General features: G+C 41.2%; 21 protein-coding genes. 10 read left to right on the forward strand and 11 right to left on the reverse strand.

Annotated elements, in window-relative coordinates:
• Window positions 1-114: 114 nt before the first annotated feature.
• From H6H03_RS07550 to H6H03_RS07575, 6 genes are all read left to right on the forward strand, one after another.
• Window positions 115-1,407, forward strand: coding sequence for an AmpG family muropeptide MFS transporter (locus H6H03_RS07550; protein WP_190954522.1), 1,293 nt, complete (start codon window positions 115-117; stop codon window positions 1,405-1,407).
• A complete protein-coding gene (locus tag H6H03_RS07555; protein ID WP_190954523.1) occupies window positions 1,392-1,808 on the forward strand; it encodes an ABC transporter permease in 417 nt (138 codons plus the stop codon). The genes H6H03_RS07550 and H6H03_RS07555 overlap by 16 nt, the downstream gene beginning before the upstream one ends.
• Window positions 1,809-1,997: 189 nt before the next feature.
• Entirely contained in the window at window positions 1,998-2,186 is a 189-nt protein-coding gene (locus H6H03_RS07560; RefSeq protein WP_190954524.1) for a hypothetical protein, read from the forward strand.
• A gap of 17 nt (window positions 2,187-2,203) precedes the next feature.
• Window positions 2,204-2,743 (forward strand): GNAT family N-acetyltransferase, encoded by a 540-nt coding sequence (locus H6H03_RS07565; protein ID WP_313931806.1) that lies wholly within the window; start codon window positions 2,204-2,206, stop codon window positions 2,741-2,743.
• Between the two features lie 174 nt (window positions 2,744-2,917).
• On the forward strand, window positions 2,918-3,676 hold the full coding sequence (locus tag H6H03_RS07570; RefSeq protein WP_190954525.1) for a HEAT repeat domain-containing protein: 759 nt from the start codon (window positions 2,918-2,920) through the stop codon (window positions 3,674-3,676).
• Entirely contained in the window at window positions 3,645-3,863 is a 219-nt protein-coding gene (locus tag H6H03_RS07575; RefSeq protein ID WP_190954526.1) for a hypothetical protein, read from the forward strand. Before H6H03_RS07570 ends, H6H03_RS07575 begins: the two co-directional genes overlap by 32 nt.
• On the opposite strand, the gene H6H03_RS07580 is transcribed toward H6H03_RS07575, so the two are convergent.
• Window positions 3,828-4,235 (reverse strand): phosphomannose isomerase type II C-terminal cupin domain, encoded by a 408-nt coding sequence (locus H6H03_RS07580; protein WP_190954527.1) that lies wholly within the window; start codon window positions 4,233-4,235, stop codon window positions 3,828-3,830. The genes H6H03_RS07575 and H6H03_RS07580 overlap by 36 nt on opposite strands.
• Window positions 4,236-4,335: 100 nt before the next feature.
• Between H6H03_RS07580 and H6H03_RS07585 the strand changes: the two genes are divergently transcribed.
• Window positions 4,336-4,629 carry a hypothetical protein gene (locus tag H6H03_RS07585; RefSeq protein WP_190954528.1) on the forward strand — a complete coding sequence of 98 codons (294 nt, stop codon included), beginning with the start codon at window positions 4,336-4,338 and terminating at the stop codon, window positions 4,627-4,629.
• Here the strand turns inward: H6H03_RS07585 and H6H03_RS07590 are convergent.
• The 8 genes from H6H03_RS07590 to H6H03_RS07625 all read right to left on the reverse strand — a co-directional run bounded on the left by H6H03_RS07590 (window position 4,573) and on the right by H6H03_RS07625 (window position 18,751).
• A complete protein-coding gene (locus H6H03_RS07590; protein ID WP_190954529.1) occupies window positions 4,573-5,916 on the reverse strand; it encodes a PQQ-dependent sugar dehydrogenase in 1,344 nt (447 codons plus the stop codon). The two genes, H6H03_RS07585 and H6H03_RS07590, sit on opposite strands and share 57 nt — an antisense overlap.
• 162 nt (window positions 5,917-6,078) lie before the next feature.
• Entirely contained in the window at window positions 6,079-7,293 is a 1,215-nt protein-coding gene (locus tag H6H03_RS07595; RefSeq protein WP_190954530.1) for an EAL domain-containing response regulator, read from the reverse strand.
• A gap of 13 nt (window positions 7,294-7,306) precedes the next feature.
• Window positions 7,307-9,769: a PAS domain-containing protein gene (locus tag H6H03_RS07600; RefSeq protein WP_190954531.1), complete on the reverse strand. Its 2,463-nt coding sequence runs from the start codon at window positions 9,767-9,769 to the stop codon at window positions 7,307-7,309.
• Between the two features lie 309 nt (window positions 9,770-10,078).
• Entirely contained in the window at window positions 10,079-12,895 is a 2,817-nt protein-coding gene (locus H6H03_RS07605; protein WP_199338863.1) for a family 10 glycosylhydrolase, read from the reverse strand.
• 142 nt (window positions 12,896-13,037) lie between these two features.
• Complete coding sequence (locus H6H03_RS07610) at window positions 13,038-14,168, reverse strand: mechanosensitive ion channel family protein (protein WP_190954533.1); 1,131 nt, start codon at window positions 14,166-14,168, stop codon at window positions 13,038-13,040.
• Window positions 14,169-14,173: 5 nt separating this feature from the next.
• Window positions 14,174-15,295 carry a mechanosensitive ion channel family protein gene (locus H6H03_RS07615; protein ID WP_190954534.1) on the reverse strand — a complete coding sequence of 374 codons (1,122 nt, stop codon included), beginning with the start codon at window positions 15,293-15,295 and terminating at the stop codon, window positions 14,174-14,176.
• Between the two features lie 1,177 nt (window positions 15,296-16,472).
• Window positions 16,473-17,798: a TIGR03279 family radical SAM protein gene (locus tag H6H03_RS07620; protein WP_190954564.1), complete on the reverse strand. Its 1,326-nt coding sequence runs from the start codon at window positions 17,796-17,798 to the stop codon at window positions 16,473-16,475.
• Between the two features lie 128 nt (window positions 17,799-17,926).
• Window positions 17,927-18,751: an undecaprenyl-diphosphate phosphatase gene (locus H6H03_RS07625; RefSeq protein ID WP_190954535.1), complete on the reverse strand. Its 825-nt coding sequence runs from the start codon at window positions 18,749-18,751 to the stop codon at window positions 17,927-17,929.
• Between the two features lie 361 nt (window positions 18,752-19,112).
• On the opposite strand from H6H03_RS07625, the gene H6H03_RS07630 reads away from it, so the two are divergent.
• The 3 genes from H6H03_RS07630 (at window position 19,113) to nadB (ending at window position 22,866) form a co-directional block, all read left to right on the forward strand.
• Window positions 19,113-19,892, forward strand: a complete 780-nt coding sequence (locus tag H6H03_RS07630) for a DUF3120 domain-containing protein (RefSeq protein WP_190954536.1) — start codon at window positions 19,113-19,115, stop codon at window positions 19,890-19,892.
• A 700-nt stretch (window positions 19,893-20,592) separates the two neighbouring features.
• Complete coding sequence (gene psbU / locus H6H03_RS07635; protein ID WP_190954537.1) at window positions 20,593-21,021, forward strand: photosystem II complex extrinsic protein PsbU; 429 nt, start codon at window positions 20,593-20,595, stop codon at window positions 21,019-21,021.
• A 153-nt stretch (window positions 21,022-21,174) separates the two neighbouring features.
• Window positions 21,175-22,866, forward strand: a complete 1,692-nt coding sequence (gene nadB / locus H6H03_RS07640; RefSeq protein WP_190954538.1) for an L-aspartate oxidase — start codon at window positions 21,175-21,177, stop codon at window positions 22,864-22,866.
• A 99-nt stretch (window positions 22,867-22,965) separates the two neighbouring features.
• Here the strand turns inward: nadB and H6H03_RS07645 are convergent, their stop codons facing one another.
• Window positions 22,966-23,172, reverse strand: a complete 207-nt coding sequence (locus H6H03_RS07645; RefSeq protein WP_190954539.1) for a hypothetical protein — start codon at window positions 23,170-23,172, stop codon at window positions 22,966-22,968.
• A 783-nt stretch (window positions 23,173-23,955) separates the two neighbouring features.
• The gene (locus H6H03_RS07650; protein WP_190954540.1) at window positions 23,956-26,160 is read right to left on the reverse strand and encodes a CHASE2 domain-containing protein; all 2,205 of its coding nucleotides are present in this window, start codon (window positions 26,158-26,160) and stop codon (window positions 23,956-23,958) included.
• Window positions 26,161-26,769: the final 609 nt, after the last annotated feature.

The following is a 26,769-nucleotide window of genomic DNA, read 5'->3' on the forward strand; positions in this document are numbered from 1 at the left end:
AATTCTTATAAAGATTAGTTTAGATGATACATTTATTCATTGCTTTGTTGTACTTTATCCAAACTCCAATTACCATGACTGAGATTTCCTCAAAAGAGGCAAAAAGTTAAAACCATGAGGAAAATTGAATCGCTGCTGCAAGTTTTCGGTAGTCGCAAAATGGCGGCTTTATTATTTTTGGGCTTTGCATCGGGTTTACCGTTATTGTTAATCGGTAATACCTTAAAGGCTTGGATGACTGTGGAAAAGGTAGATTTAGCAGCTATTGGGTGGTTTAGCCTCGCCGCGTTGCCTTATTCTTTGAAGTTTTTCTGGTCGCCTTTAATAGATGGGTTAACCCTGCCATTTTTAGGACGACGACGGGGTTGGTTAATTTTGACACAGATTGGTTTGGCGATCGCGATCGCCATCATGGCTTTTCAACAACCCAAACAAGCATTACAGCTTTTAGCCATCAACGCCATAGTGATTGCTTTTATCAGCGCAACTCAAGATATCGCCGCTGACGCCTACCGCACCGATGTTTTGGAAAAACTAGAAATGGGGGCTGGTGCAGCGGTTTTTATCTTAGGTTATCGAATTGCTTTGTTAGTCGCAGGTGCTTTAGCTTTGATACTTGCCGATCGAATGCCTTGGTCATCAGTTTACTTATTGATGGCAGGAATCATGTTGATTGGTATTTTTGCCACCTTGTTAGCACCAGAACCCAAGGAAGTTAGCCCTCCCGCTTCCTTAGCGGATGCTTTCATCTTGCCATTTGGCGAATTCTTTCAGCGTCAAGGTATCTTGTACGCTATTTTAATTCTTGTGTTCATTACCCTTTATAAACTGGGTGATGCTTTATTGAGCAATATGACCACGCCGTTTTTGCTGCAAACAGGTTTCACTAAAACCGATATTGGGGCAATTCAAGTTGGTATGGGATTAATTGCAACGATTGTTGGCGCCCTAGCAGGTGGTTCAATTTTGAGCGCTATAGGCATCAATCGATCGCTTTGGGTTTTTGGTATTCTACAAGCAGTAAGTAATTTAGCTTACTTTTTCCTAGCATATATCGGTAAAAATTACCAAGCTATGGTACTTGCCATCAACATAGAACAATTTTGTGGTGGATTGGGGACAGCAGCCTTTGTTGCCTTTTTGATGAGTCTTTGTAACCAGCGGTTTTCCGCAACTCAATATGCTTTGCTTTCTAGCTTAATGGCTGTCAGCCGCGATATTCTCGCAGCACCAGGAGGCGCGATCGCTCAAAGCACAGGTTGGCCTATATTTTTCTTAATAACCATCGCCGCCGCTATCCCCGGACTACTTTTATTGCCAATATTTGCCCCTTGGAACCCTCAGCCAGCGGCAGTATCCAGACCAGGACTTGACGACGAAGAAGAGGATATATGGGGAATCAAGTAGTTATTGCTGTCGGCACATTCATCCTCTTGCTTACTGGTTTATTACTTGGGTATGTTCTCTCACAGTTAGTTCTAGGATTTCTAGCCTTTAACCTCCTAACTTTTTTCGGAACACTCAGTCTAATTTTAATTTTTGGTACACTTTATTACGTTTTATTTTGGCAACTGCGGAGAGAACAGTCTCGGTCATCACCATCATCACTAAATCGCCCAATACCAAACCAAGCAGAAGAGGATGTATCTGATAGCTATCTCAAAAACAGGTTAATTGCCAGGTTATCTGGTGATACCGCCGCTGCCGACAGGTTAATTGAACAGGCAAGAGAAACTTATCCTGGAATGCCGGAAAATTGGTATTGCGAGAGAGTACTTGATGATTTAGAGGGCGATCGGCAATCTTAGCGGGGCATGGGGAGATAGGGAGATGGGGAGATGAGGAAGACGCGGGGACGCGGGGACGTGGAGAATAAACAATGCCCAATGCCCCATGCCCAATGCCCCATGCCCAAAAAATCGCTAAAATAAACAAGAATACTTTACAAATCTTCAGCTAGGTTCTCATAAAAGCTGTTAACCGTTTGCAATTAAAATATGGCTATTTTTCGTCAATACATCGCCCCACTGCTTGTTGTTTTGGTATTTGTCTTTGCCCTAGTGGCGGTCAGCGCCCGCATATTTTTACCTTCAGATATGGCAGCACCAGCACCAATTGAAGAGGTAAGTATAACTTCTCAACCAACTCCCGCTGATTTACCACCAGCGCATAAGTCAGCTAGTTAAGTTAATAAACGTCAGAAGTGTCTGAGCAATTACTACCTGGATATTTGATTCGCCGTGGCTCAACTTTAGATCGATCGCTACTGCTGAAATTCATGCAGCGGACTTACCAGGATCTTTTCCCCAATCAAGATTTTTCCCACCTAGAACAAACAGTTAAGCAATACTTCTCCAGCGACACACCTTTGTGGTGGGTTGAAGAAGACGCGGAGAATGAGGGACACGGGGACGCGGGGAAATTACTCTCCGCGTCCCCGCGTCCCCCCATCCCCGCGTCCTCTTCCCCCATCGCCTGCCTGTGGGTGGGCAATGCCATAGACCAAGTACAAGGTAATCGTCATGCTCACATCTTTGTCCTTTATGTTGCGCCAGAACATCGGCGACGGGGTATTGGTACAGCTTTGATGCAATGTATAGAAAATTGGGCGATTCAAAGAGGCGATCGCCAAATTGGCTTACAAGTTTTTCAATCAAACAAACCTGCATTAAATCTTTACGACCGATTAGGTTATCAAACCCAATCCCTATGGATGGTAAAATTCCTGAATGCACAAAAATAAATTAGAGGATAGCGATAAAATACTTTAGCGCCTGAGTTATGGCGGTTCTCGTTTGCATTAAACTCAACGAAGGACAACGGTAAGTGTACAATAATGCAACTGATATATATAAAACTTTAAATTATTAGCGTGGGGGATTATGTATTAATCCCCAAAACGGATTGAAATGAAATTATGTATGACGAAGACGATCTAAGCCTACTTGATGCAGAGGAGGAGCTAGAAAGCCCCCTAGATAAATTAGAGCCGCTAACTGCCTCCTCAGAAGTACCCAAGCCCGATCCAGATTTAATGTTAGCCCTGCTAAACAATCCCCAGCCCCAGCAAAGAATGTTAGCGGCGCGTGCTTTTTGCGATCTGGAAGATGCTCGTGCTACTCCCCATTTGATTCGCTTGTTAAGTGATAACTGTCCCTTAGTGCGGGTGAGCGCAGCTTATGGCATCGGACGCAATCCTAGTTCCGAAGCAGTGACTCCGTTAATTGCTCAATTGAACCGGGAATGGAATGGCTATGTGCGTAAAGGCGTTGTTTGGGCTTTAGGAAACTGTCGCGATCGCCGTTGTTTAGCACCCCTAGCAGACGCCTTAAAAACTGACATTTCCGCAGTGCGTTTGTGGGCTGCTAGCGCCCTAGCGCAAATGGCAGAAGTAAGTTATGAAGCAATTATTGGGGCCATACCACCCTTGATAGGAGCCTTAGTCAATGACCCAGTAGCAGCTGTACGGAGTAACAGTGCTTGGGCAATTGGTCAACTGTGCCGCGAACTGCCTTCTAACGTAGTTTATGCTACAGCGATCGATGCTCTGATTCAAGCCTTTGCCGAAGACGAAGATTTGGGAGTACGGGAAGATGCTAGAGCCTCACTGCTGGGAGTTGGCGATCCCCGTGGCTTACAGTTGATTGAAACCCTCGAACAAGAAGGGTGGTTTTGATTTATTTGGGCATTGGGCATTGGGCATTCTAGGAAGTGTGGGAGGTGTGGGAGGTGTGGGAGGATGGGGAAGAAATCTTTCCCCCCACACTCCCCACACTCCCCACACTTCCTCATCTCCCTCATTTCCCCATGCCCCATGCCCCATGCCCTTATTCATTTTCACTTACAGACTTGACCAAATTTAGTTCATAGGGGCGTTCTGTATCGTCCTCTCCTAAGTACTCGCCATTTTGAATTTCTAAAATAACTAATGGAATATGACCAGGGTTTTCTACTTTATGCAGTGTTGCTGCGGGAACATAAGTTGACTGGTTGCGATTGAGTAGGATTTCTTGTTCGCCACAAGTGACTTTAGCTACACCTGAGACTACAACCCAGTGTTCATGACGATGATAATGGATTTGTGGTTTAATGCCGTGTCTGGGTTTAATTTCAACGCGACTAATTCTATAGGTTTCTCCCTCTTCAATCACCTCCACATTACCCCAATATCGTGTACCTGAATGTGAAGACACTTCATTAATATTAGACTGAGTATTATTTTCATTCAGAGTCATAACTAATCTCTCACATCAATGATTATTAATATTTGTCAATAATCTAGCCTAAAGTCAGTAAATCCGGATAGGAATTCTTGATAAAAAAAGGACTTAGGGCATGGGGCAAGCAGGAGGTGTGGGAGGGGTGGGAGGTGTGGGGGGTGTGGGAGGGGTGGGAGGTGTGGGAGGTGTGGGAGGGGTGGGAGGGGTGGGAGGTGTGGGAGGTGTGGGAGGTGTGGGAAAAAATCTTTCCCCCCTCTCTCCCCACACTCCCCCATCCCCCTCTCTCCCCACACTCCCCACACTCCCCCATCTCCCCACACTCCCCCATCTCCCCACACTCCCCGTTTTCAAACTAGCCTCCTGTATACTGAATCCTATAAATCCGATTATTGGCTTCTTCTGTTACTAGTAGACTGCCGTCTGGTAAGACGAGTAAACCTACGGGTCGTCCCCAAGTAGTTGGTACAGAGGGATTGAGCAAAAATCCGGTGAGAAAATCTTCGTAATACCCTTGTGGTTCTCCTTTTGCATCAAAAGGAACAAACACGACTTTGTAACCAGTACCGCGATCGCGATTCCAAGAACCACGAAAAGCAGAAAAAGCACCGTTGCGGTACTTTTGTGGAAATGTCTTACCATCATAAAACTGCAAACCCAATGCTGCTGAGTGTGCCTGAAACAGCACATCCGGTGTTTTGGTAAGGGCTGCTAAGTCGGGGCGTTTACTTCGATCGTTATTTTTTTGACGCGGATCGAGGTTATTTGGCGTCAAGTAAGCATAAGGCCAGCCGTAGAATTCTCCTTGTCGGATGCGTGTGAAATAATCTGGTACTAAATCATCACCAATTCCATCCCGTTCGTTAACTGTAGTGTAAAGTTCCTTAGTTACAGGATGAAAATCCAGACCAACAGGGTTACGCAAACCGGAAGCGAAGGTCTGCTGTTGGGAACCATCCAAATTCATCACCTGCACTGAAGCCCGTGGTAAAGGTTCTTCATCTACGTTGGTTCCAGAACCAACTGATACATATAATTTATTGCCATCAGGCGAGACAACAACATTGCGCGTCCAATGATTGTTATAACCTTCAGCAGGCAAGTCAGCAATTTTTTGCCCATTACCTGTAATTTTGTTTTCACCTTCAGTATAGGGAAAACGCAATACAGCATCTGTGTTTCCCAGAAAGAAGGAATCACCAGCAAAAGCCATGCCAAAGGGTCGATTGAGTCCGTTTTTCCTGGTAGCAAAGGTTTCTCGCACATCGGCTACCCCATCGCCATTGCTGTCACGCAACAGACGAATACGATTTTGCCCGGTTTCAGTCACTAGTACATCACCACTAGGGGTTAAAGCTAGCCAGCGTGGGGCATTTAGGTCTTCGGCAAAGACATTAACTGTAAAGCCTGGTGGTAGGCGTAGTACTGGATCTTCAGGAATGCGTACAACCTCAGGGCGCTTAGACGCACTTTCTGTTGCGAAGGGTGCTGGTAAGTTCTTGAGATTAATTCGGATAGGTTTAGGTGAAAATGCTTCAGTGCGAATGATATTTTTCGACTTTGTAGGATTTTGTGCCAGTTCGGCAGCAGATACAGATGTTTGCGGTGGTGGATTATCTGAAGAGGCGCGAGTCTGGTTACACGCTGCTACCAAAATGAGTAAAAAAACTGGCAGCAAGAAACGCGCAGAAGCTTTCATGATGGTAAACACTATACACAATTTTTATACTGTAGACTTGAAACTTAATAATTGTCGCCAGTCTAAAGTCCGATTTTTCTTAGGATTGGGGATAGGAAGAGGCAAAGGGACAAATAATAAATCAGTTAACAATCAACAGTTAAAACTCCCAATGCGCTATCTTCAGGCGTATAAACATTTATTTGTCAATAAAAAATTTTCAAATTCAGCTGCTGGTAATGGACGACTAAATAGAAAACCTTGCATAGAATTACAGTTGTGTTGGCGCAAAAAAGCTAGTTCGGCTTCGGCTTCTACACCTTCGGCAACTACATTAAGGTTGAGATTATGAGCCATTTGAATTAGTGCTTTGGTAATGGCTGATTTTTGCAGGTCGTTGGCAACATTATGGATAAAGTAACGGTCAATTTTTAAAGTATTAATTGGTAAATTTTTCAGGTAAATTAAAGAAGAGTAGCCTGTACCAAAATCATCGATCGCTATTTTCACACCTAGAGAACGCAATTTATTCATAGTGGCGATCGCGCTATTCACATCTTGCATAATCATGCTTTCAGTGAGTTCTAATTCTAAACAATCTGCTTCCAAATCATTGGTTTCTATAAAATTTACTATTTTATGGATAAAATCTGGTTGATTAAATTCAATCACCGATAAATTCACAGCAATCTTCAATGAATAAATTCCCGCATCATCTCGCCAGCTTTTAATTTGCTGGCACACTCTTTTTAACACCCATTTGCCAATCGGAACAATTAAACCTGTAGACTCAGCGATGGGAATAAATTCTGTCGGATAAATTGTTCCCAATTCTGGGCTTTGCCAGCGCAACAAACTTTCAGCGGCTACTATCTTCCCAGAAACAATATCCACTATTGGTTGATAATAAATTTCAAACTCTTGAAAATTGTGTTGCTTGATTGCCCGATGCAAGCTAATTTCTAACAACTGCATTTTCGGAGACAAGTTGTGAGTTGCATTCTGAGCAGATAAATATCTTTTTAAAGTAGCGTATTTTTCTAACCTATTCATGATGGCGCTTAATAACTCAGCACGAGTGAATGGCTTAGTTATATAGTCATCTGCACCCAGATCCATACCTCGACGAAAGTCAGATTTGGCAGATTTAGCAGTGAGGAAAATGAAGGGAATTGTTGCCGTATTTGGGTCTTGACGTAATGCTGTTAGCACGCCATAACCGTCAATTTCTGGCATCATCATATCACACAAAATTAAATCAGGAACTTCAGAAATGGCCAAATCTAACCCGATTCTGCCATTGGCTGCGGCAAGAGTTTCAAAATCTTCAGCTTCTAGTAAATCTAATATGTTTTCCCGAACTGATTCTTCATCTTCAATTATTAAAATTTTTGGCATAATTAACCTCAAGTTATATTTGATTATTTAATGCTATAATCACAGTAAATTTAGTTCCTAAACCTTCTGTACTTTTAACAAATATTTCACCTTGATGAATCTCTATACACTTTTTGACAATTGCCAGTCCTAATCCCGTGCCTAGTATATTGCCGACATTACTGGCCCGATGAAATGATTCAAAGAGGAACGGTAGATCTTGTTCTGGAATCCCAATGCCCCAATCTTGAATTTCAAATAGTGCTTGCCCATCCTCACAAATGAGACTAAACTTGACAATGCTATCATCTGGGGAATATTTAATTGCATTTGATAGTAAATTATTGAAAATGTGTCCCAACAATTTCTCATCCATATAGCAAGGTATAGATTCATATTGACTGGTGAAAGAAATCAAGCGCTGATTGTTGAGATTCATTTGTATTTCTTCCACTAGCTGTTGGCAGTATTTGACTAAATCAAAGGATGTTGGTCTATACTCTAATTTACCGGTTCCCGCTTTACCAATAACTAACACGTCATTCAACATCTCAGTCATCCGCTTGACGGCGGTTTGAATCCGATGCAAATGAGTAAGTTGTTTTTCTTGGCTCCATTTGTGGCGATAGTGTTCCAGTAACTCACAAGAAGAAAGGATAGTAGTTAAAGGCGTGCGGAATTCATGAGAAGTCATGGAGACAAAGCGAGATTTAAGTTCGCTGAGTTGTTTTTCTTTTTCTAGTGCTACTCTAAGTTCTTGTTCTAATAGCTTACGTTCTGTGATATCTACCCAGTAACCTACTATTTCCATAGGGTTACCAGCTCGATCTCGGACTAGCTTTCCTTGGTCGTATATCCAACGATAGATGCCGTCTTGGTGTAAAAATCGGTATTCTATTATGTATTGTCCTTGCTCCAATATCTCTGAAACTTGAGCAAACACTTGGGTTTTGTCTTCTGGATGAATATGACTAGCCCAAAAATTAGAATTTTCGATAAATTTTTGTGGTTCATGTCCCGTGATTGTTGTAACGTTTTCGCTAATAAATGTCGCACCGAAGTCTCCAGAAATTTTGCAGGTATAGATCACAGCTGGGCTAAAACAAAGTAAATATTGCAGCTTTTGTTGACTCCCAAATAGTGGAGTTTCTGATTGCTTACGCTCTGTAATATCTCGATCTACACCGCGATAGCCACGGAATTCCCCTTTAGCACTGAAAACTGGAACTGCGCTACTTTCGAGAACAACTAAATGGCCATCTTGATGAATATTAATATTTTTAAGACATTTAAATGGTTGTTGTGCGGCAGCGATCGGAGCGAAAATCTTAGTCACACGTTCAGCTTCTTCAGGTGACATCAAATCAAAGGGTGTTTTACCTAAAATTTCCGTTGGTTCATAACCTAAAATGTCACGTATTTTCGGACTGACATAGGTATAGACTGTATTTTCATCAATTTCCCATATCCAATCGCTGCTGGCTTCAACTAAATTGCGGAATTTTTCTTCACTATGTTTGAGTGTTTCTTGAGGAAGTTTGCATTTTTGTAGCGCCGCTTGCTGGGATTGCCACAGTTGTTCCTCTTTTGCCTGTACATGGGAGGTAGTATCCACAGAAACTCCAATGAGGCGGCTAGGTTTGCCTGTCATGTCTTTAGGTACTATAGCGCGTCTGGGTAACCATTTGTACTTAGGCCATTGCCGCTGAGGGAAAATCAGATGTTCTACCTCAAAAGAACTAATAATATCGATATGGCTTTGGACATCTTTTGAATCAACACCTGGCGTGCAACTGCAACCTAATTTTTGTTCTAGAGTTCCTCCAGCGAACTCTAGCCAAGATTGATAAAAAAAATTACCCAAAGGGTTACTATCTGACATGGAAATCAGCATAGGTACTGTATCAGCCATGATGCAATAGCACTGTTCGCTTTCACCTAGTGCCTCAAAAGCCGTGGTATCCTCGTCAATCTCAGCGTATTCGTGAATTTTTTCAGATTCATTTTTGCTAAGTGTAGCATTTACGACTCCTGAATCTAGCAAACACTGATGTTCTTCAGTTTGCTGGCAGTTATCTGTAGTTTGATCTATTTCTTGTGCCAGTGCTTGACAAATACTCTCAGGAGTAATTGCGCCAATGACTTGACCTTGATTATCTACAACTGGCAGTATATCCAACTGCTGCTGGCATAGAAGTGACAGGACAGAGGATATTTCCTGAAATTCTGAGAGTTTCAGTGTTTTCACTGAGGTATGCATCACCTCAGAAATCTTAGCTGTTTTCAAGTCAGTCCCTGACGCTATAAGCTGTACAATATCGTGCTTGGTAAAGTATCCCGCTAACTGCGAACAAGACCCAACTAAGATACTTTTGCTCTGTGTTGCCATCAGGGCGATCGCATCTGATAGTGGTGTTTCCGGCACAACTATTAGCGGCGAACAGTCTATTATTGACTCTAAGCTTTCTAGCCTGAGAAACTTAGATAAAGCTTGCATAGATTATTACTATAGCTATTATCAAAAGATAGTTATCTAAAGCTGTTCACTTAAGCATTTTCTAATATTTTGACCACAAAAAATTAGTAATCTTTGAAGTATAAACACTGGAAAAATAGTTTTAAGGAATACAACGCAGTTTCTACGTTGATTGGGTATGGGGGATGGGGGGATGGGGAATAATAACTCTTGTGTCAACCTTCAGTCAACAGGAGCCAGTGCGTTGGACGGGTTAAGAGGCTCGTACCGCTAACGCGGAACCCGCTTTATTAGCAACTGGCTCTCAACAGTCATCCTCCCAACGCCCAACTAACGCAACTCTAACCGCTTTTCGCCATAACGCAATAGCCTTTCTATGGTTGCAAGCCGATTTTCCCAGACTCTGACCTGATAGGAATTTGACTTGATTTCTTCCTTCATTAATACTCGAAATTGAGACTGAAAGCGAGTCAGAGAGGCTCTGGCTACTAGTAATTTACTAGCAGAAGGCGCAGTGGCAAGCTGATTTAAAGCAGTACGTAAAACTTCTGCCTGGTTGTTAAAATCTGAAATTGTTTGAGCAGGCATTGGCAATTGCTGATTTTGCAAAACAAATTTCCATTCCCGTTGCAGTGCAGTGTAACGAATAGCAGCAGTTTGAAAAGGCTGGCGATGAGGAATAGGTTCAGTTGTTGTGGATTGAACTCTACCTTGGGTACTAATAAAAAGTTTTTGGAGTTCGTTATTAAAATTCTCTGCGGCAAACAGAGCATAACCACTAACTGGCAAATCTCTTACCAATTGGAGTTGGTCGAATGCTCCAATTGTTGGCAAAGAAAGTAAGCGAATTCCTGGTACTAACAAGGCAGATCCTAATTGTTTGGAGGCAATCCAAGGTTGAGCCAGTCGTTGAAACCGAGATGTATCGAGAGCATAAGTCATAGGAACGATTAAATCTACATCCCCTCGCCTTGCCCAAATTTCCCAGTTTTGTTGAATTTTCTCGACCCGTTCTGTTTGTGGCAAAGGAAAGACAGCAACTGACAAAATCAAATTTCCTCGCTTTTGCCGCAACTGCTGTGATAATTGGGCAACAAAGCTATCAACTTGTTCGGTGCGAAATGTCGTCCATTTTTGCCACAGTTCTGGTTGAGCGGGGGAAATATTCATTGGATCTACACCAGTGAGTTGCTGAAACTGCGCTCTTGAAGCTTTTCCATAACCATAAGTTCGACCTGCTAGCGGGTCTTGGAAGGGGTAACGAATGTAATCTAGCTGTAGACCATCCACGTCATAACGGGTGACAATTTCCTCATACAGCTTGAGTAAATACTGTCGCACTTCGGGGTTAGCTGGGTCTAAAAATGGCTTGCTTTGCCCAACTGGAATCATGTTGCCCAGGTTATCGTAGTTTGCCCAATCGGGATGAGCAGCCAGTACTGGCCCTGGGTAATTAGGATTAACGTTGATAATTTCATTGTGACGTTGGTTACCAGTAGCAAAAGTCCAAACCCAAGCGTGTAATTCCATGTCACGCTCATGGGCTAGTTTGACTGCATCTGCCAAGGGATCCCAACCGCGAATTAATGGGTTTTGTTCTTTGGCGACTTGGCTGGGATAAATTGTGTAGCCAGCGTTAACAGTTTCAAAAAAGACGGTATTAATTCCGGTTGCTGCCAGTCGGTCAAAAATCTCGGCTAGTCCTGCTTTGCTACCGGCACGGACAATTGTCCCCCGGTCTAACCAAACTGCGCGGATTTCTGGCTGAGCTATTCTGCGATCCACAGGAAACTGCTGCCACAAAATCCTCTTAGCAATTAGCCACTGCTGACGAGCCAAAGCGTAATTTTTTTGGGCAATCAGCTGGGGTATGTTTTGAGCGATCGCTTTCGCCTGTTCCAAGGCTTGCTCTTTGCTAGTGACTAGTGCGCCTGGTCTGGTTGAAGTAATTAAAGTTTGTTGTTTGAGAGACTCGACATCTATCTTTCCTAAATTTTCAGAAGCTTCCCCAACCTCAGTAGCATTAGCTGATACCGCTAAATTGGCACTTTCTACCCGACCAATGAGATTTTCTAACTCTTGCTGGAGAGCGATCGCTTCGTTTTGATTAATCGGCTCATTGGAATTGGGTACAACATCTAAACGCACCGCTTCTTCTAATTGATCGATGGCTTCCTTGGAAGTTGATGGTTTGACTACACCAAGCGGCCTTGGTTGGGGAGCAGTGGCAGTTTTTGAAGGAGTGGAGACGCGCGGAGGAGAAGACACAGGGACGCGGGGCACAGGGGAAGTTGCAGTAAGTTTTTCCCCTCTGCCCCCCTGCCCCCCTGCCCCCCTGCCCCCCTGCCCCCCTACCGCCACCACACTGGTAGAGCAGCTCGGAGAAGCTCCTTCTATTTTTTTCATGCGATTTGATGGTGCTGGTGCTGTCAAATAGTAATTGACGGTGGTTTTTAACCAAGCACTATCTAATTCTGCTGCTGAGGCTGTATCGGTTCCCCAGCGCCAGCCCAAAAATGTAGAACGTTCTGTGGTGACTACTGCGGCGGGATTATCTTTGGAATCCCAAATGGCACGAGATTCGGTGCCCATGTCGTTGGGAATGACAACACCACCGCGCACTTTGCCAAAGAGTGCAGTTTCATTTGCCCATCCTGGGAGTTTAGTTTTTGCAGGTTTGATTTCTTGGGTGCCACTGAGGCTGAATCCCCAATAACCCCCTAAGAGCGATCGCAATAACTGGCGCACTCCTGGCGCTGACAAACTACCCGCAGGGCCGCTGGCAATTAAGCGTCCTCCTTTACTCATCCATTCTTCTAAAGCGATCGCTTGGCTTGGGGTTAATGTTTCGACGTTTGGCAAAAATAATATCCGGCGATCGCCCCAGTCTGCCAGACTCCTTACATTATCTAGAGAAATTACACAATATTTCACACCTAATGTTTGTAAGCGATCGCTTATCCCTGTCCATTGATTTGCATTTTCTTGGCTATGCACTACGGTCAATACAGGTTCTTCTGTTCCCGCCTTTACTGGTAAAATATTAAATAAATTTAAAATTAAAATTTCCAGACCTAAAACTAATAATTTTTTAGCTTCTTTAATTTCTAAATTTAGATATTTTTGGTTTTTCGGATACTTCACCAGTCACTCCTAACGTAATTATTGATTAATTCACTTAATTAATCATAATTCATTAGTAAGTAACAAACTATTCGTAAAGCTACTTAATGAATAAGTCTAGTTAATCTAATGTATCAAAAACGATAAAAACTGCCAAAAGGAATATTCAAATAGTTACAGGCGATTCCACATAAATTGTCGGCTCTTGCATTGTGAATTTAATTCCATTCTTAAACAGCTGTTTAGAAATTTTTTCATTTGCCAATTCTAATAAGCGCTTGCGTAATTGCAGAGAATTTTCGCTAGAACCTAAAATAAAAAATGTTATTCTTGTGCGGGTGATTTGCTTTTCTTCATTATGATTTAAAAAACTAATACTAGTGCTGCCTGGATCGATACCAAATAGAGAGTTAGTACTTTCAATAATTACCTGCTCAACTAAAGCCTGTTCTCGTTCTTGCAGTAGCTCTAAAAAATCGAGGTAAAGTAAAACCATAACTTTCTTACCGCGGGTAATATTTTCAATTTCTAAGTTTGCCAATATTGAATTCGGAATAATAGATAAAGTACTTTTAGCAGCAGCCCGAATTTTAGTTGAACGAATACCAATTGACTCAACTCGCCCAAACAAACCTTCAGGAATTTGTTGAGATTTCTGTAAACGAATATATTCTCCTGGAACAAAGGGACGATCTAAATATAAAACTATTGTTCCTAACAACTGTTCTAGAGTTTTTTGAGCAGCAAAAGCTACAGCTAATCCCCCAATTCCTAACCCAGTTAATAGCCCAATCAAATTAAATTCTTGACTCTGAGCAAAAGCCAAAACAGCAATAAATCCAATAATGACATTCGCGAGAGTTTCAAATACTAAAAGTAATTCATCTACTTCTCTCCCAAACTTACGCACTAACTCAATTCCATAGGCTCGAATAAACTGTCGGAATAAACGAGAGGATAGCCAGGCTAAGCTGACAATTACAGATAAATCCATAATTGTCGAAAGAAATCTATGGATAGATTTATATTCGATAATCCAGGCTAAAGAAAATGAAATGAGAATTAAACTACCTGTGATTCTAAATAGATTTCTAATTGGATCGATTAAATTGTTATAAATACTCGCAACTTGCTGCGGTGCGAAACGTCGAATGATAATTCGCAAGAATGTCGGAGTATATCGTCCTATCAGTAAAGACAGGAGAATAAAAATTAGAAATACTCCAAAACTGGACAGTGCTGATATTGTGCTACCACGTTGTAAAAATTCCAGAATTATCTGTGAAATGTTTTTCATCACTTTTAAATGGTAATGGGTGAGTCAACATAAATTGTTGGTTCTTCGATATCAAAAGCGATACCATATTGTTGTAAGCACTCAGTGATGCTTTGAGTTGCCATATTTAGCAGTTGACGGCGTAATTCCATCGACACATCTCCAGAACCTAAGATAAAGAAAGTAACTTGTGCTTGGGTTACCTCTGGATCTGATAAATGATTAATAGCTTTAAAAGTCACTTCTGTATTGCGGGAATCAATGCCAAAGATACCATTTGTACTGTCTAGAATAACCTGACGAATTAAAGCTCGTTCTTCACTGCTAAGTGTTTGCTGAAAAGTCAAATAAAGAATTGACATGACTTTCTTGGCACCAGTAAAGTTCTCAATATTCACTTGAGTGAGAGAACTATTAGGAACTATCATCACAGTTCCTTTACCAGATGTTCTAATTCTGGTAGACCTTAAGCCTATTGATTCAACTCGCCCAAAAGTACCATCAGGAAGACCAATATAATCATCAATTACAAAGGGGCGATCTAAATATAGAACAATACCACCTAAAATTTGTTCTAAGGTTTTTTGAGCAGCAAAGGCCACTGCTAAACCACCGATTCCTAAACTTGCTAATAGTCCTAAAAGATTAATTTGATGTGTTTGAGCATAAATAAGAATTGCTAAAAAGATAATGATGAGATTGGCAACCCATTTAAAGAGGATAAGTAGCTCGCCGCTGATTTTTTGACCGCTTTTGAAAGCAGCATTTAATAAATAAAAATCAAAGAATTTTTGAAAGATTTGTGAAGCTAACCAACTAATGGCGATCGCCAAAGTTAAGCTAACAATAATTTCTAGCGGATTTGTCCAGCGATTTTGGGGTAAGAACGATACAAATAACTCAAAATTCGCAATAACAATTACCACAATCAATAAGTCTTGATTTGGCTTAATTAATTTTTGGTATACATCAGTAATTGGCAGAAAATTCAATTTCTTCACCAGTAAATTTGTTAACGAAATCATGAGACGACCAAATATGAATATGCAAAATCCAACTACCAAACCTATAAACCAAATTTGTAGTTCTCTGTTTGTACTAATTTCTGGTAAAAAACTCAATATTTTTTCATTTGTTGTAGAAAGCATCTCAAACTTATTTATAAATTTTCACTCATAATGCTATTGCTGAGCAACAAATGAGAACAGATGATTACTTAACATATCTAGCTGAACTCTTGACCAGACAATTACTAATTCGTAATTCTTAATTAAATAGGTACAAGCCTCTTGATTCATCAATGAAAACATAAAAATGTGTAGTGTCATTATTTCAATCCTGCGACTGAAGCTGTGGGGTAAAAATTATGTTACCTGCGACTGAAGCCTTCTCCTAACGGATATGGTGAGCTAACGCTGAGATTGAGTATTCCAGCGTCATTATGAATTGCGAATTATTGGGAAGCAGTCAGAATCCAGAATACTGAATTGAGACGACTTTGAGATTTAAGCCTAATAATCAACAGGAAAATTGAGAATTTATAGCACCCTTGATTTTTCAATTCAAAGCTGGATTCTAACTGCTTACTTCTGAATTTTTGCGGTTGTTGTATCTATCAAATCAGTCATTTGAGTTTTGAGAAAACTCTATCCACAGATAAATACTAGATAGATAACCTACCGCTACAATACAGATAGTTAAGATGAAGTTAAAATCAGTCATCACATTCAATCCAACGTAAAAGTGTGCAGCAGGTATACAAATTTATATTTGTATACCTGCTATTTCACACCCAAATTCTTGGATGCAAAAAAGGAGTTTTTAGTCCAAAAGCTTGGACTAGGTAAACTTAATGAGGTCACTCAATCGATGAAACTTCGTATTTAGAGGGATAGCCTAAATATGACTAACCAAAGAAGCTATCTATTTAAAAATTGACCACACAAACACGTACAGTTTGTGGACTCCTTGCTCTCAAATCTATTGAGGCAAGTGGCTTAAAAGGGGTAATGAATTAAGCTCGTTTTGCTTTTGATTAAGAATTTTAGATTTTAGATTGGCTATTTTAGATTTTTTTGGCTGATAATTGACCCTGGTGAGTGAAACAGATCCAAAATCCAAAATCCAAAATCATCAACTAGTTAGCTTTGTTTAGCTGACTAGTCTAATTATCTGCACGCGATTGCTGTATTTACTTACTGACTCCCAGTCTACACCACAAGGGATCAAAAGGCTAGGCAAAAAATTATTTTTTTTTTAACGCTAACTAATAGTAGTTGCAGAACCTTGTTAAATTGTATAAGGTAAAAGATTGACAAAAATCAATTAACCAATACAGGTATTAATTAAATCTTCAACCCCTGCTACTGGTAAGATATTTGTCTTCAATTTGCTTGCTAATTCTTCAACCCTCATATCATCTAGAAATACCAATTCACCATGCTTTAACATCACCTTTGGCAACAAAATGCCATCACCTAAATCTTGGCCTGCTAAATTTAAAAGTAAGTCATGACCAGTTAGTAATCCCGTGACACTAATATCTTGACCCCAGTAATCACTAGATAAAGCACGCATATTTACTTCTAAACCTTCAACCAAATTTAAACGCTTCAAAATCGGTTGAAATGCTTTTTCTACAGTGTTACCTACTACCCAAGTAAACTTTCTTGGAGGATAGACTTTCTGTGGTAGTAATTCTGCCGCTGCGGTGGCAAATTCTTTGATAAATAACTGAATTGAACCAACACCGTTATCAATTTGGGGATATTCTTCGTATTCTGATTCGCTTGGTAATTCTTCACCTGCAATCAAAAACCACTCATCAGCTAACCAAGCAACGCTAGAGCCAAATTTTTGACGAAATTGTTGCGAAAGTATTTTGACTTGGGAAATCACTTCTTGAGCTTTTTCCCTAGTTACAGGTATGAGTTGATCTTCTTGGGGACGAAATCGTGTCAACCCAACCGGTACAACAGCCACCGACGCCACCGTAGGCACTTCACCAGTATGAAAGGAAGCTAAATCTTTGAGAGTTTGTTGGAGATGTTCGCCATCATTAATGCCAGGACAAACAACGACTTGGGCATGAATTTGTAGTCGCCTTTCTTGAAACCACTTGAGTTGTTGCAATATTTGTCCCGCACGGGGATTTTTCAGCAATCTAATTCTGACTTCAGCCTCCGTGGCATGAACGGAAACATACAACGGAGATAAACGCATTTGTTCAATGCGCCGCCATTCTTTTTCTGGTAGATTGGTGAGGGTAAGATAAGAACCGTACAAAAAGCTCAGACGATAATCATCGTCTTTCAAATACAAACTAGAACGCTTACCTGGTGGCTGTTGGTCGATAAAGCAAAACGGACAGCGGTTATTGCACTGAATTAAGCCATCAAAGAGGGCAGTTTCAAATTCTAGCCCCAAGTCTTCGTCGTAGTCTTTTTCGATTTCAATGTGATGTGTTTTACCGGCAGCGTCTAAAACTTCTAGTTCTAAAACTTCATCAGCACATAAAAATTGATAATCAATTAAATCGCGAGGACGCGTACCGTTAATTGCAACGATCGCATCCCCCATTTCAAAACCAATCTCTGCGGCTATAGAATCAGGTAGTACTCTGGTAATGCGGGCAGGTTGAATAGTAGACATGGGCATGGGGCATGGGGCATGGGGCATTGGGGGAGCCACTGACGGGTACGCAGGGGTTTCCCCAAGTAGAGCAAGTGGCGTCATTGGACTAATGACTAATGACCAATGACTAATGACTATTATCTAATTTATCCCTGCCAACCTGCTGCGATCGCTAATAAGATAGCACTACCGAATGCTAATCTATACCAAACAAAAATCATTGTATTTTTAGTTGCTAAGTATTTTATCAAAAATGCAATTGATAGGTAGGAAAATATAAAGGTTGAAATAATTCCTACAATTAACAGCGCAACAATGTTATCTGGTAACTGTTGAGCTTGAAATAATTTGAAAATTTTCAGACTTTTATATAAGGTTGCAATAGTCAGAGTGGGAAACCCTAATAAAAATGAAAATTTTGCCGCTGTAGCCCGTTCTAATCCTAAAAATAGCGCAGTTGTCAACGTCGAGCCAGAACGAGAAACACCAGGAATCAAAGCAAGTGTTTGTCCTAATCCCACTAAAATCCCATCCCGAATCTGCAATGACTCAAAACCTCGCTTGCGAGTACCGATTTTTTCTGCCAAGCCTAGTAAAAGTGCCATGATAATCGACATGATGGCAATAATTAAGGCACTCTCAGGGATAATATCTTTCAAAAGAAAACCGACAATTAAAGCAGGCAGCGTTCCGACTGCAATACCTACAAGAATTTTCCATTCCTCGCGTTCCCAATCTTTCTGTTTTAGTGCTGCAATTCCACCTTTAACAACATTAGAAATTAATGACCAAAAGTAACCTAGAATTGCGATAACACTGCCAAATTGAATTGCATCGACAAAATCTTTAGAACCTAGCTCTTTCCAACCAAATATCTTTGTCACAATCAGCAGATGTGCAGTGCTACTAATTGGTAAAAACTCTGTAATACCTTGAACAATACCTAAAATAAAAGCTTGAATAAACTCCATAATATCTTTTTCCTAGTCTAAAAAAATGAACATTGTTTAAGTAACGATGTTACTTTATATACTTTTTGCTGCACCCAATCTTGTAGAAAATCCAATTTTAGCGATCGCTAAAATCATCCAAGACGCTGACCATGTTCTTACACCCATCTCAATAAGTCAACGCAATTTCCGGAATTCATCAAACTTTAATATTTAGCCAACCAGAAGGAGACAAGGGACAAAGATTGCTACCTTGCCCCCTTGTCTTCTTCGACGACACCAGCCGTTGCCGAAATTTGAGTATAATCTAAATGCCCTGGGGGGGGATTTTAAAGTGTGATATCTTGAATAAGGTAAAGTTTAGTAACAAATATTAAAAACGTTGGTTAATAATACATTATCTTCATACACCGCTTCTATACCTCCCCTGGATGCCGAGTTGGATGTGTCTAATATCAAGCACAGGGATCTCAAAAAATTGGAATCTACACTCTCATCTTCTCCCTCTCTGCCTTTATCTATCTCTGCTCGACAAACATGGTTGGTATTTGCAGCGGCAGTATTTTTAGTATCAGTGCCCGTATTTATAGAAGCACCAATAGTGCGATCGCTACCTAGTTTAAGTTTAGCGCTGACAGGATTTTGGGTATGGCTGAGTTTTAGACTAATGTCACGTCCTGCAACATATGTCTGGGGGGATTTGCTGTTTGGGTTTAGCTGGAGTTGGTTAGCAGGATCAATTTACTGGGGTTGGTTGCGTTGGGAACCTCTATGGCATCTGCCGGTGGAGTCTATCGGCTTACCATTTGCTTGTTGGTGTTTGGTAAAAAATTGGGGCAAGGTGGGTAACTGGTTTTATTTAGGTTCCTTGCTCGGTACAGTTTTAACAGATGTATATTTTTATATTGCGGATTTGATGCCCTATTGGCGACAAATCATGATAGCGGATGCAAATAGTACGTCACAAATTTTACATAATGCTTTAATTCAAGTACAAACACCTTGGGGGCAAGCTTGGGCAATAATTCTCGCCTTAGTGCTGTTAACAGTGGGAATTTTATCCTTAGGTCGAACTCACAGACACTGGTATGCCTTTGGCGGCGCAGTTTTAAGCACAATTTTGGTAGACAGCTTATTTTTGCTAGCGGCGATCGCAGCCTGAAAATTATCAAGCCCTCAAGGCAGGTAACAGGCAATGGTCATGAATCCTGTCTTTTCTTGGGTTAGAAAGCAACTAAATTTATCGATCGCAAAAAACAAAAATATTTATTTCCAGACGCCAAGCGCAAGAAATAATACTTCCTTATAGAAATCCCCTAGTTTTAAGCATTGGGATTTCCCTATCGCCTGTTGCCTGAGAAAAGTGTTCCCAGAATCTACGACACAGCAGTGATGATGCTGTAGAACAATGTTTAGTTAAGAAATATTACAATAATCGGCCAACAGCTGAAAGTCGCCTGAACTGGAGTTTACGGTATTGGACATGCCAAAATCTCCTATTCACTTGGGATGTAGAACCAGCTAGCCGAAAAGATTTTGTGCAGCCAGGAATGATAGCGTATTCTGTAGATGCAACGCTATTGCGGTTGGAGCAGGCACTCTTACCACTGGAAAAAATTTTAGCAAAAGTATAGTCAAACCCAGTAACAGTAAATATTGTGGATATTAATACGCTGTATATTAGTTTCTGATGACTGCTGTGTTGATTAAGCTATCAGGTTTTGTCCTTTGTCCTTTGTCCTTTGTTCTCTAACGTAGACGCATTAGCGGCTTACCGCAGGGTATGACCAATGACTCATGACTGATGAGAGCTGTTAGCTTAAAAATTTTATTTCTGTTTGATGGAAAGAGGTAGAAAAATCGTGAAAGGATTGGTGCGTTTATTAACAGTGTTTAGTTTGTTACTTGGTTGCTGGGGATGGTTGGGAACAACTCAGATAGCCCAAGCTGCTAGTTTCAACAGTTTTGCTTTTCCCCAAGTGCCAGTTCTGGCAATTGAGCGGCAGAATAGCGCAGACAAGAAGCTAGCAACGGAATTTGGTAAAAAAATTGATTTGAATAATACCAACGTCCGAGCTTTTCAACAGTATCCAGGCCTTTATCCTACCCTTGCGAAGCTCATCATCAAAAATGCTCCCTACCAAAGCGTAGATGATGTATTGAATATTGAAGGATTGAGCGATCGCCAAAAACAAATCCTGCAAGCCAACTTCGATAACTTTGCCGTCACAGAACCAGAGTCTGCCTTCAACGAGGGAGACGATCGCTTTAACAACGGCATCTACAGATAACTGCACATTGCAGTTAACGTAACATATAGCAGCCCACTCCTGATTCTAGGGAGTGGGACAAAATTATGAGTTAGAAGTTAGGAGTTATGAGTTGAAAACACAAAACTCCTAACTCCTCACTTCTAACTCCTCACTTCTAACTTATTTATTACCTTGCCTGAGATAGATATTCCTAGCCAATTTGATGTTTTAGTAGTCGGTGCTGGTGCTGCTGGACTCTACACAGCGCTATGTCTACCAGAGTCCTTGCGAGTCGGCTTGATTACTAAAGAAACTGTGGCTTTGTCCGCCAGTGATTGGGCACAAGGTGGTATTGCCGCAGCAGTCGCCCCGGAAGATTCTCCGACGCTGCATATTGAAGATACAATCCGAGCAGGTGCGGGTTTGTGCGATCGCGCCGCAGTGGAATTCCTCGCCCAACATGCCCCTAGCTGCATTCAGTCTTTAGTTAACTTGGGGGTTGCTTTTGACCGTCATGGTCAAGCTTTGGCTTTAACTTTGGAAGCCGCCCATTCTCGCCACCGCGTTCTCCACGCCGCCGACACCACAGGGCGAGAAGTTACCACCACTCTCACCGCCCAAGTTCTCCGCCGCCAAAATATTCAAGTCATCCAGCAAGCTTTGGCTTTGAGTTTGTGGATTGAACCCCAAAGCCAGCGATGTCAGGGAATTAGCTTATTTTATCAAGGTAAAATTGCATGGGTAAGAGCTGGTGCTGTAGTACTAGCAACTGGTGGTGGCGGTCAGGTATTTGCCCAAACCACTAACCCGGCTGTGAGTACAGGTGATGGCGTAGCGATCGCGGCTCGTGCTGGCGCTATCCTCCGCGATTTAGAATTTGTGCAATTCCATCCCACCGCCCTCACCAAACCTGGTGCTGATCGCTTTTTGATTAGCGAAGCTGTACGCGGTGAAGGGGCACACCTCGTCGATAACGAAGGGCGGCGTTTTGCCTTTGACTACGACCCAGCAGGTGAACTTGCCCCTAGAGATGTGGTCAGTAGAGCGATTTTTAGCCATTTACAACGTACCGCCCTCGATCCCGCCACTGCCCATGTCTGGTTGGATATGCGCCCCATTCCCGCTGACAAGATTCGTCATCGCTTTCCTAACATCATCAAAGTTTGTCAGCATTGGGGCATCGATGTCTTCAACGAACCAATTCCTGTAGCCCCTGCCGCACATTATTGGATGGGCGGGATTGTTACGGATTTAATGAATCACACGAATATTCCTGGTTTATATGCAGTGGGTGAAACTGCCAGTACTGGAGTGCATGGAGCAAATCGCCTTGCCAGTAATTCCCTACTAGAATGTATTGTGTTCGGCGCCCAGATGGCTAATATTGAGTTGGCAGATATTGGGCAACCCTTAGAAACACCAGTACTCCCATTACAGAAATTTACTGCTAATGCCAGCGAGTGGCAGACTCAGCAAACACAGCTAGAAACCCTCAGGGAAAAGTTACCGCGCCTAGTGTGGCAACATGCTGGTATTTGCCGCGAACAGTCAGGATTAGAAAGTGCGATCGCCACTGTAGAGTCTTGGCAGCAAGATTTGGCTGCTTTGCCTTTAACTCAATTCTTGCTAGCCTTACGTCCAGGAGAACCAGCTAGTATTGACCTACCAGATGTTGAAGCCCGATTGCGACTTTGGGCAGAAACCCGCAATTTATTGGATGTGGCCCATTTAATTCTCAAAAGTGCCGCCTTTAGAACCGAAAGCCGCGGCGGACACTATCGCCTAGACTATCCTCAACCAAATTCAAATTGGCAAGTCCACACACTCGTACAAACAAACCGTTGGTGGAAATCTCCAGTCTTGCATGATGGGCATAGGGCATAGGGCATTGGGCATTGGGCATTGGGCATTAGTTATTTATTCTTCCTTCCCCTGCTCCTCATCTCCCTCCCAACTCGCTTGTCCCCATACGCCATGCCCCATTTACCGGGTGCCACTACCATGCTGGCTGTCAGGGCCACCATAATTTGGCGGAATATATGTGTCTTTTAAATCTGGAGAATTGACTTTGCGGGCAATTAAGGTGTTCATGCCATTAGAGTTAAGACTACTAGCACTTGCAGTACTGAATACACCTACGTACCCCACAATTTTTGGTATTAGTATGTAAGCACCTATACAAAATATCATAAATTTTGTCATTCCCAAGTTGATTTTCATAATGTTCAGTAAATTTACTAGTTTTTTTCTGAAAAAAGTATTTTTTAAAAGCGTTAGGTAAATATACGTAAATTCCTTGAGAATATTCCAAAATTATTAATTTCTGCTGGTAATAGACAACTAATTAGCCCTATTAGTTTGCCGGCCAGCATTAATTTGCTGGTATTAAATAGTCTTGACACTTAAGGAATATTCTTAAATGTCCTGTTTCTGCATCAGTCTAAGGTTAGATATGGCGATGAATTTCCATAGGCACTTTGACCAGTTCATTATTTATTAATAATATCTTAATACTTTTAAGTATAAACACTAAGTTTAGAATGCATCTAAGCTAAAAAAGTATATAATAATACTTTAATTTTTGGAGAGCAAAAACTTTACCAAAGTAAAGATATATAAAGTATAAATTCCATAACTCTTTTATTGCAAGAGTTACATAAATTATTTGATTTTCATTTTCGTCATTATTTACCTAAGTACATCCATAAAATTTTGAGTAAGAATACTTACCAAATAAATTTATATTTTTTAATTACTGATAAAGGCTACTTTTTTTCTTAGCTCTTTTATCGGGTTTAGGCTTCACTTCCAAAAGCCTTGCTAAGTTTGAATTTGAGTTAAAAAGCTACCTCATAGCTCTATAAAATCCTTTTGCAAAACAGGGCTTTGCACGTGTCTCAAGTGCAGAAGCCTAATTTAATGGTAAAAATATTTACTTGATACCCAATTAATGGAAAGTAAAATCGTGATTAATTAAGCAAATTCGTAGCGATTTTTACCCAAGCGTTTAGCACGGTACATTGCTGCATCTGCTTGTTTCATCAAAGTTTCACTGTCTTGGCTGTTGTATGGATAAACACTAATCCCAATACTGGCGGAGACTCGGATTGCATACCCATCCAAAACAATTGGTCTGGTAATGCTGCTGAGAATTTTTTCAGCCACTTTAGCAGCTATCTGTACATTGGGAATTGCTCGTAAGATCACAGTAAATTCATCGCCACCCAAACGAGAAACTGTATCACTGGCGCGTAAAGAATTGCTCAGGCGTCCGGCGATAGTCATCAGCAGGCGATCGCCCATCTCATGCCCTAAAGTATCATTGACTTGTTTGAAGCCGTCTAAATCGATAAACAACAGTCCCAGTAACAAGTTATGGTGTTGCGCCCAGTGCAACGACTCATAAAGTTGTTCGGCAAAAAATTTGCGATTGGATAAACCTGTCAGGGGATCGTGATATGCTAAATAACGCAAATGGTCTTCTTTGAGCTTTAATTCATTGTTAGAGCGAAATAACTCAGCAGCAGTACGCTTGAGTTCTTCCTCCATCAACTTGCGCTGAGTAATATCTCTAATTACCCCAACTAAAAAGAAATTGCCAGCTGAGTCTTTGTGAAGCGATCGCTTAGTGGCAATTTGATGAGTTTGACCATCTGCATTTGTAAATTCTTCTTCGTTTTCGTGGGCTTGCTGAGTCCGAAACACCAACTCATCCTGTTGTCTAAACACATCAGCTTCATGTTTAGGAAAAAAATCATAGTCTGACTTTTCAATTAACAACTTATTCGGATAACCGATAAATCGACAATACGCCTCATTTAAAACAATCCATTGATGTTGTTCATTTTTCACAAAAATTGGATCGGGAATCGTATTGATCACATGATGCAAAAACTCCTTAGAGCGTTTCCACTCTTCCTGCATATGGGCGATATGGCTCGTCATCCAAATAGCTGAAATCGCAAAAGTAAACAGCCCAGGAATCAGCGGTATCCACCAACCGTATAAAAAAGCCACAAAACTACTAAGAACTAATAAAAAGCAACAAACCAGAATACTGAGAAAGCTTTTAGTTGAGTCTCGTATCCGCCATGTCGTAACAGCTCCCACATAAGACCAAACAAAAATCCACAAGTATTCTAGTAATTCAGACCAAACTTTGAGTAATGGTCTTCCTTCAACAGCAGCAGAAATTAATTCACTAATAAAATAAGCTTGTAATTGAATACCAGCCACAGGCTTCGCCGTACCCATCAAACCGCTGGAATAAGGAATAAATACAAAGTCTTGGAGACTGGGTGCAGTAGAGCCAACAACTATAACCCGATCTTTGATTAATTTTTCTGGGACTTTATCAGCGAGTACATCACTCATCGATACTTGGCGAAAATGAGAAAATTCTACAGATGGATTTTGAGATTTGGGTTTGGGAAAATTGGATAAAATTTGGTAGCCTTTAGAATCAGCTCCGACATAAGCACCATCATTAGCATCAAAACGAGTAAATACTGCCTTACCCAATTGCAAATACTCAGGGTTGCTTTTTGCTTGGGTAGGAGTAATACCCTGTGATTTTAAATACAATAAAGCCAACTTCAACGCAAAACTTTCGTGTACCTTATCCTCAACGTGCCAATACAACAAGCTGCGACGTACTTTTCCATCAGGGTCGTACAGTACATTGTTAAAACCCACTTGATCTTTGTTAAGTCCCAGGGGAGGTAAAACAGTGAGGTTTTTATTTTTTTCATTTGCCAGTAGTTCAATACCAATCAAGTTTGGCATTGACTTATAAGCATTACGTAATTCTTCATTACCAGGCTCCACTGGCAAATTTCGGTAGATATCCAACCCAATCGCACGGGGTTTATGAACGTTTAATTTTTGCAACAATTCGGCAATATTCCGATCTGGAATCGGCCACGAACCTACTTGATCTAAATAGGACTCATCAATCACAACAATAGTGATACGTTCTTCTGGCGATTCATTTGGACGTAAACGAAAAAATTGATCCAAACCTGCCAACTCTAAGGATTGTAATAATCCAATGGAGCGCAAAAACAGGACGCAGACTGCAACGCCAGCAGCAGTCATCAATTCTTTGTGTTCTCGACTAAGCGATTGTTTGAGTCCAAAGATTAAGCTTATAAAACGCTTGCCTAGTTGCTGGTTCATTAAGCCGCTCCCAAAGTTCTGAAACTCGGCTTTTCTTGGCATCTGCACAAACGTTGAGGAAGGGAATTTTGCTGTTTGAACTCGCGTTTTTTGACTAATAACAAAAGCATATTGAGAGTAACTTCAACAGACACACTTTCGCGTTTAACGCTGACATCATTACACTCGAAGGCGGCTTCCATGTGCTGCAAAAATCAATTAAAGTACACACTGCATGAGAGCCAGTATACTCAATCAAGTTCCTTACAGCTTCAGATGTTTGTAAGTAAAAGCCAGAAGAAAATTGATACAGGTATTTTTAGTTGGGAAAATACGCCAAGGTAGTCTTAAAGCTAGGTATTAAGCCTATTTTACTTACAAATACCCAATTCTGAATGTAGGTATTGAGCAACACTTATTATTTATCACTAATATTACCAAAAACAAAAAAGTTAACTGGAAAACAGACTTGCTGTCTTTATCCAGTTAACTATACTAATCGACTTTGATATTTAACTTATTTCCCTGGTGCGCCAAGCACAGCCCAAGCGTCATCGGCAGGGAGTAGGCAGTTAGAAATCAGACTTTTCCACTTGCAAGCGAGTTTTTTCACCCAATCAAATAGGAGTC

Origin of the sequence: Nostoc paludosum FACHB-159 (assembly GCF_014698835.1) — a bacterium.
GTDB lineage: Bacteria > Cyanobacteriota > Cyanobacteriia > Cyanobacteriales > Nostocaceae > Nostoc > Nostoc paludosum.

Bases quoted from the DNA above. Each gene is read 5' to 3' on its own strand.
- H6H03_RS07650 (WP_190954540.1), bottom strand. From the start codon at position 26,160: ATGAACCAGCAACTAGGCAAGCGTTTTATAAGCTTAATCTTTGGACTC.
- H6H03_RS07645 (WP_190954539.1), bottom strand. From the start codon at position 23,172: ATGATATTTTGTATAGGTGCTTACATACTAATACCAAAAATTGTGGGG.
- H6H03_RS07590 (WP_190954529.1), bottom strand. From the start codon at position 5,916: ATGAAAGCTTCTGCGCGTTTCTTGCTGCCAGTTTTTTTACTCATTTTG.
- H6H03_RS07580 (WP_190954527.1), bottom strand. From the start codon at position 4,235: ATGACTCTGAATGAAAATAATACTCAGTCTAATATTAATGAAGTGTCT.
- H6H03_RS07555 (WP_190954523.1), top strand. From the start codon at position 1,392: ATGGGGAATCAAGTAGTTATTGCTGTCGGCACATTCATCCTCTTGCTT.
- H6H03_RS07550 (WP_190954522.1), top strand. From the start codon at position 115: ATGAGGAAAATTGAATCGCTGCTGCAAGTTTTCGGTAGTCGCAAAATG.
- H6H03_RS07570 (WP_190954525.1), top strand. From the start codon at position 2,918: ATGTATGACGAAGACGATCTAAGCCTACTTGATGCAGAGGAGGAGCTA.
- H6H03_RS07595 (WP_190954530.1), bottom strand. From the start codon at position 7,293: ATGCCAAAAATTTTAATAATTGAAGATGAAGAATCAGTTCGGGAAAAC.
- H6H03_RS07620 (WP_190954564.1), bottom strand. From the start codon at position 17,798: ATGTCTACTATTCAACCTGCCCGCATTACCAGAGTACTACCTGATTCT.
- H6H03_RS07585 (WP_190954528.1), top strand. From the start codon at position 4,336: ATGGGGCAAGCAGGAGGTGTGGGAGGGGTGGGAGGTGTGGGGGGTGTG.
- H6H03_RS07560 (WP_190954524.1), top strand. From the start codon at position 1,998: ATGGCTATTTTTCGTCAATACATCGCCCCACTGCTTGTTGTTTTGGTA.
- H6H03_RS07615 (WP_190954534.1), bottom strand. From the start codon at position 15,295: ATGCTTTCTACAACAAATGAAAAAATATTGAGTTTTTTACCAGAAATT.
- H6H03_RS07610 (WP_190954533.1), bottom strand. From the start codon at position 14,168: ATGAAAAACATTTCACAGATAATTCTGGAATTTTTACAACGTGGTAGC.
- H6H03_RS07625 (WP_190954535.1), bottom strand. From the start codon at position 18,751: ATGGAGTTTATTCAAGCTTTTATTTTAGGTATTGTTCAAGGTATTACA.
- H6H03_RS07600 (WP_190954531.1), bottom strand. From the start codon at position 9,769: ATGCAAGCTTTATCTAAGTTTCTCAGGCTAGAAAGCTTAGAGTCAATA.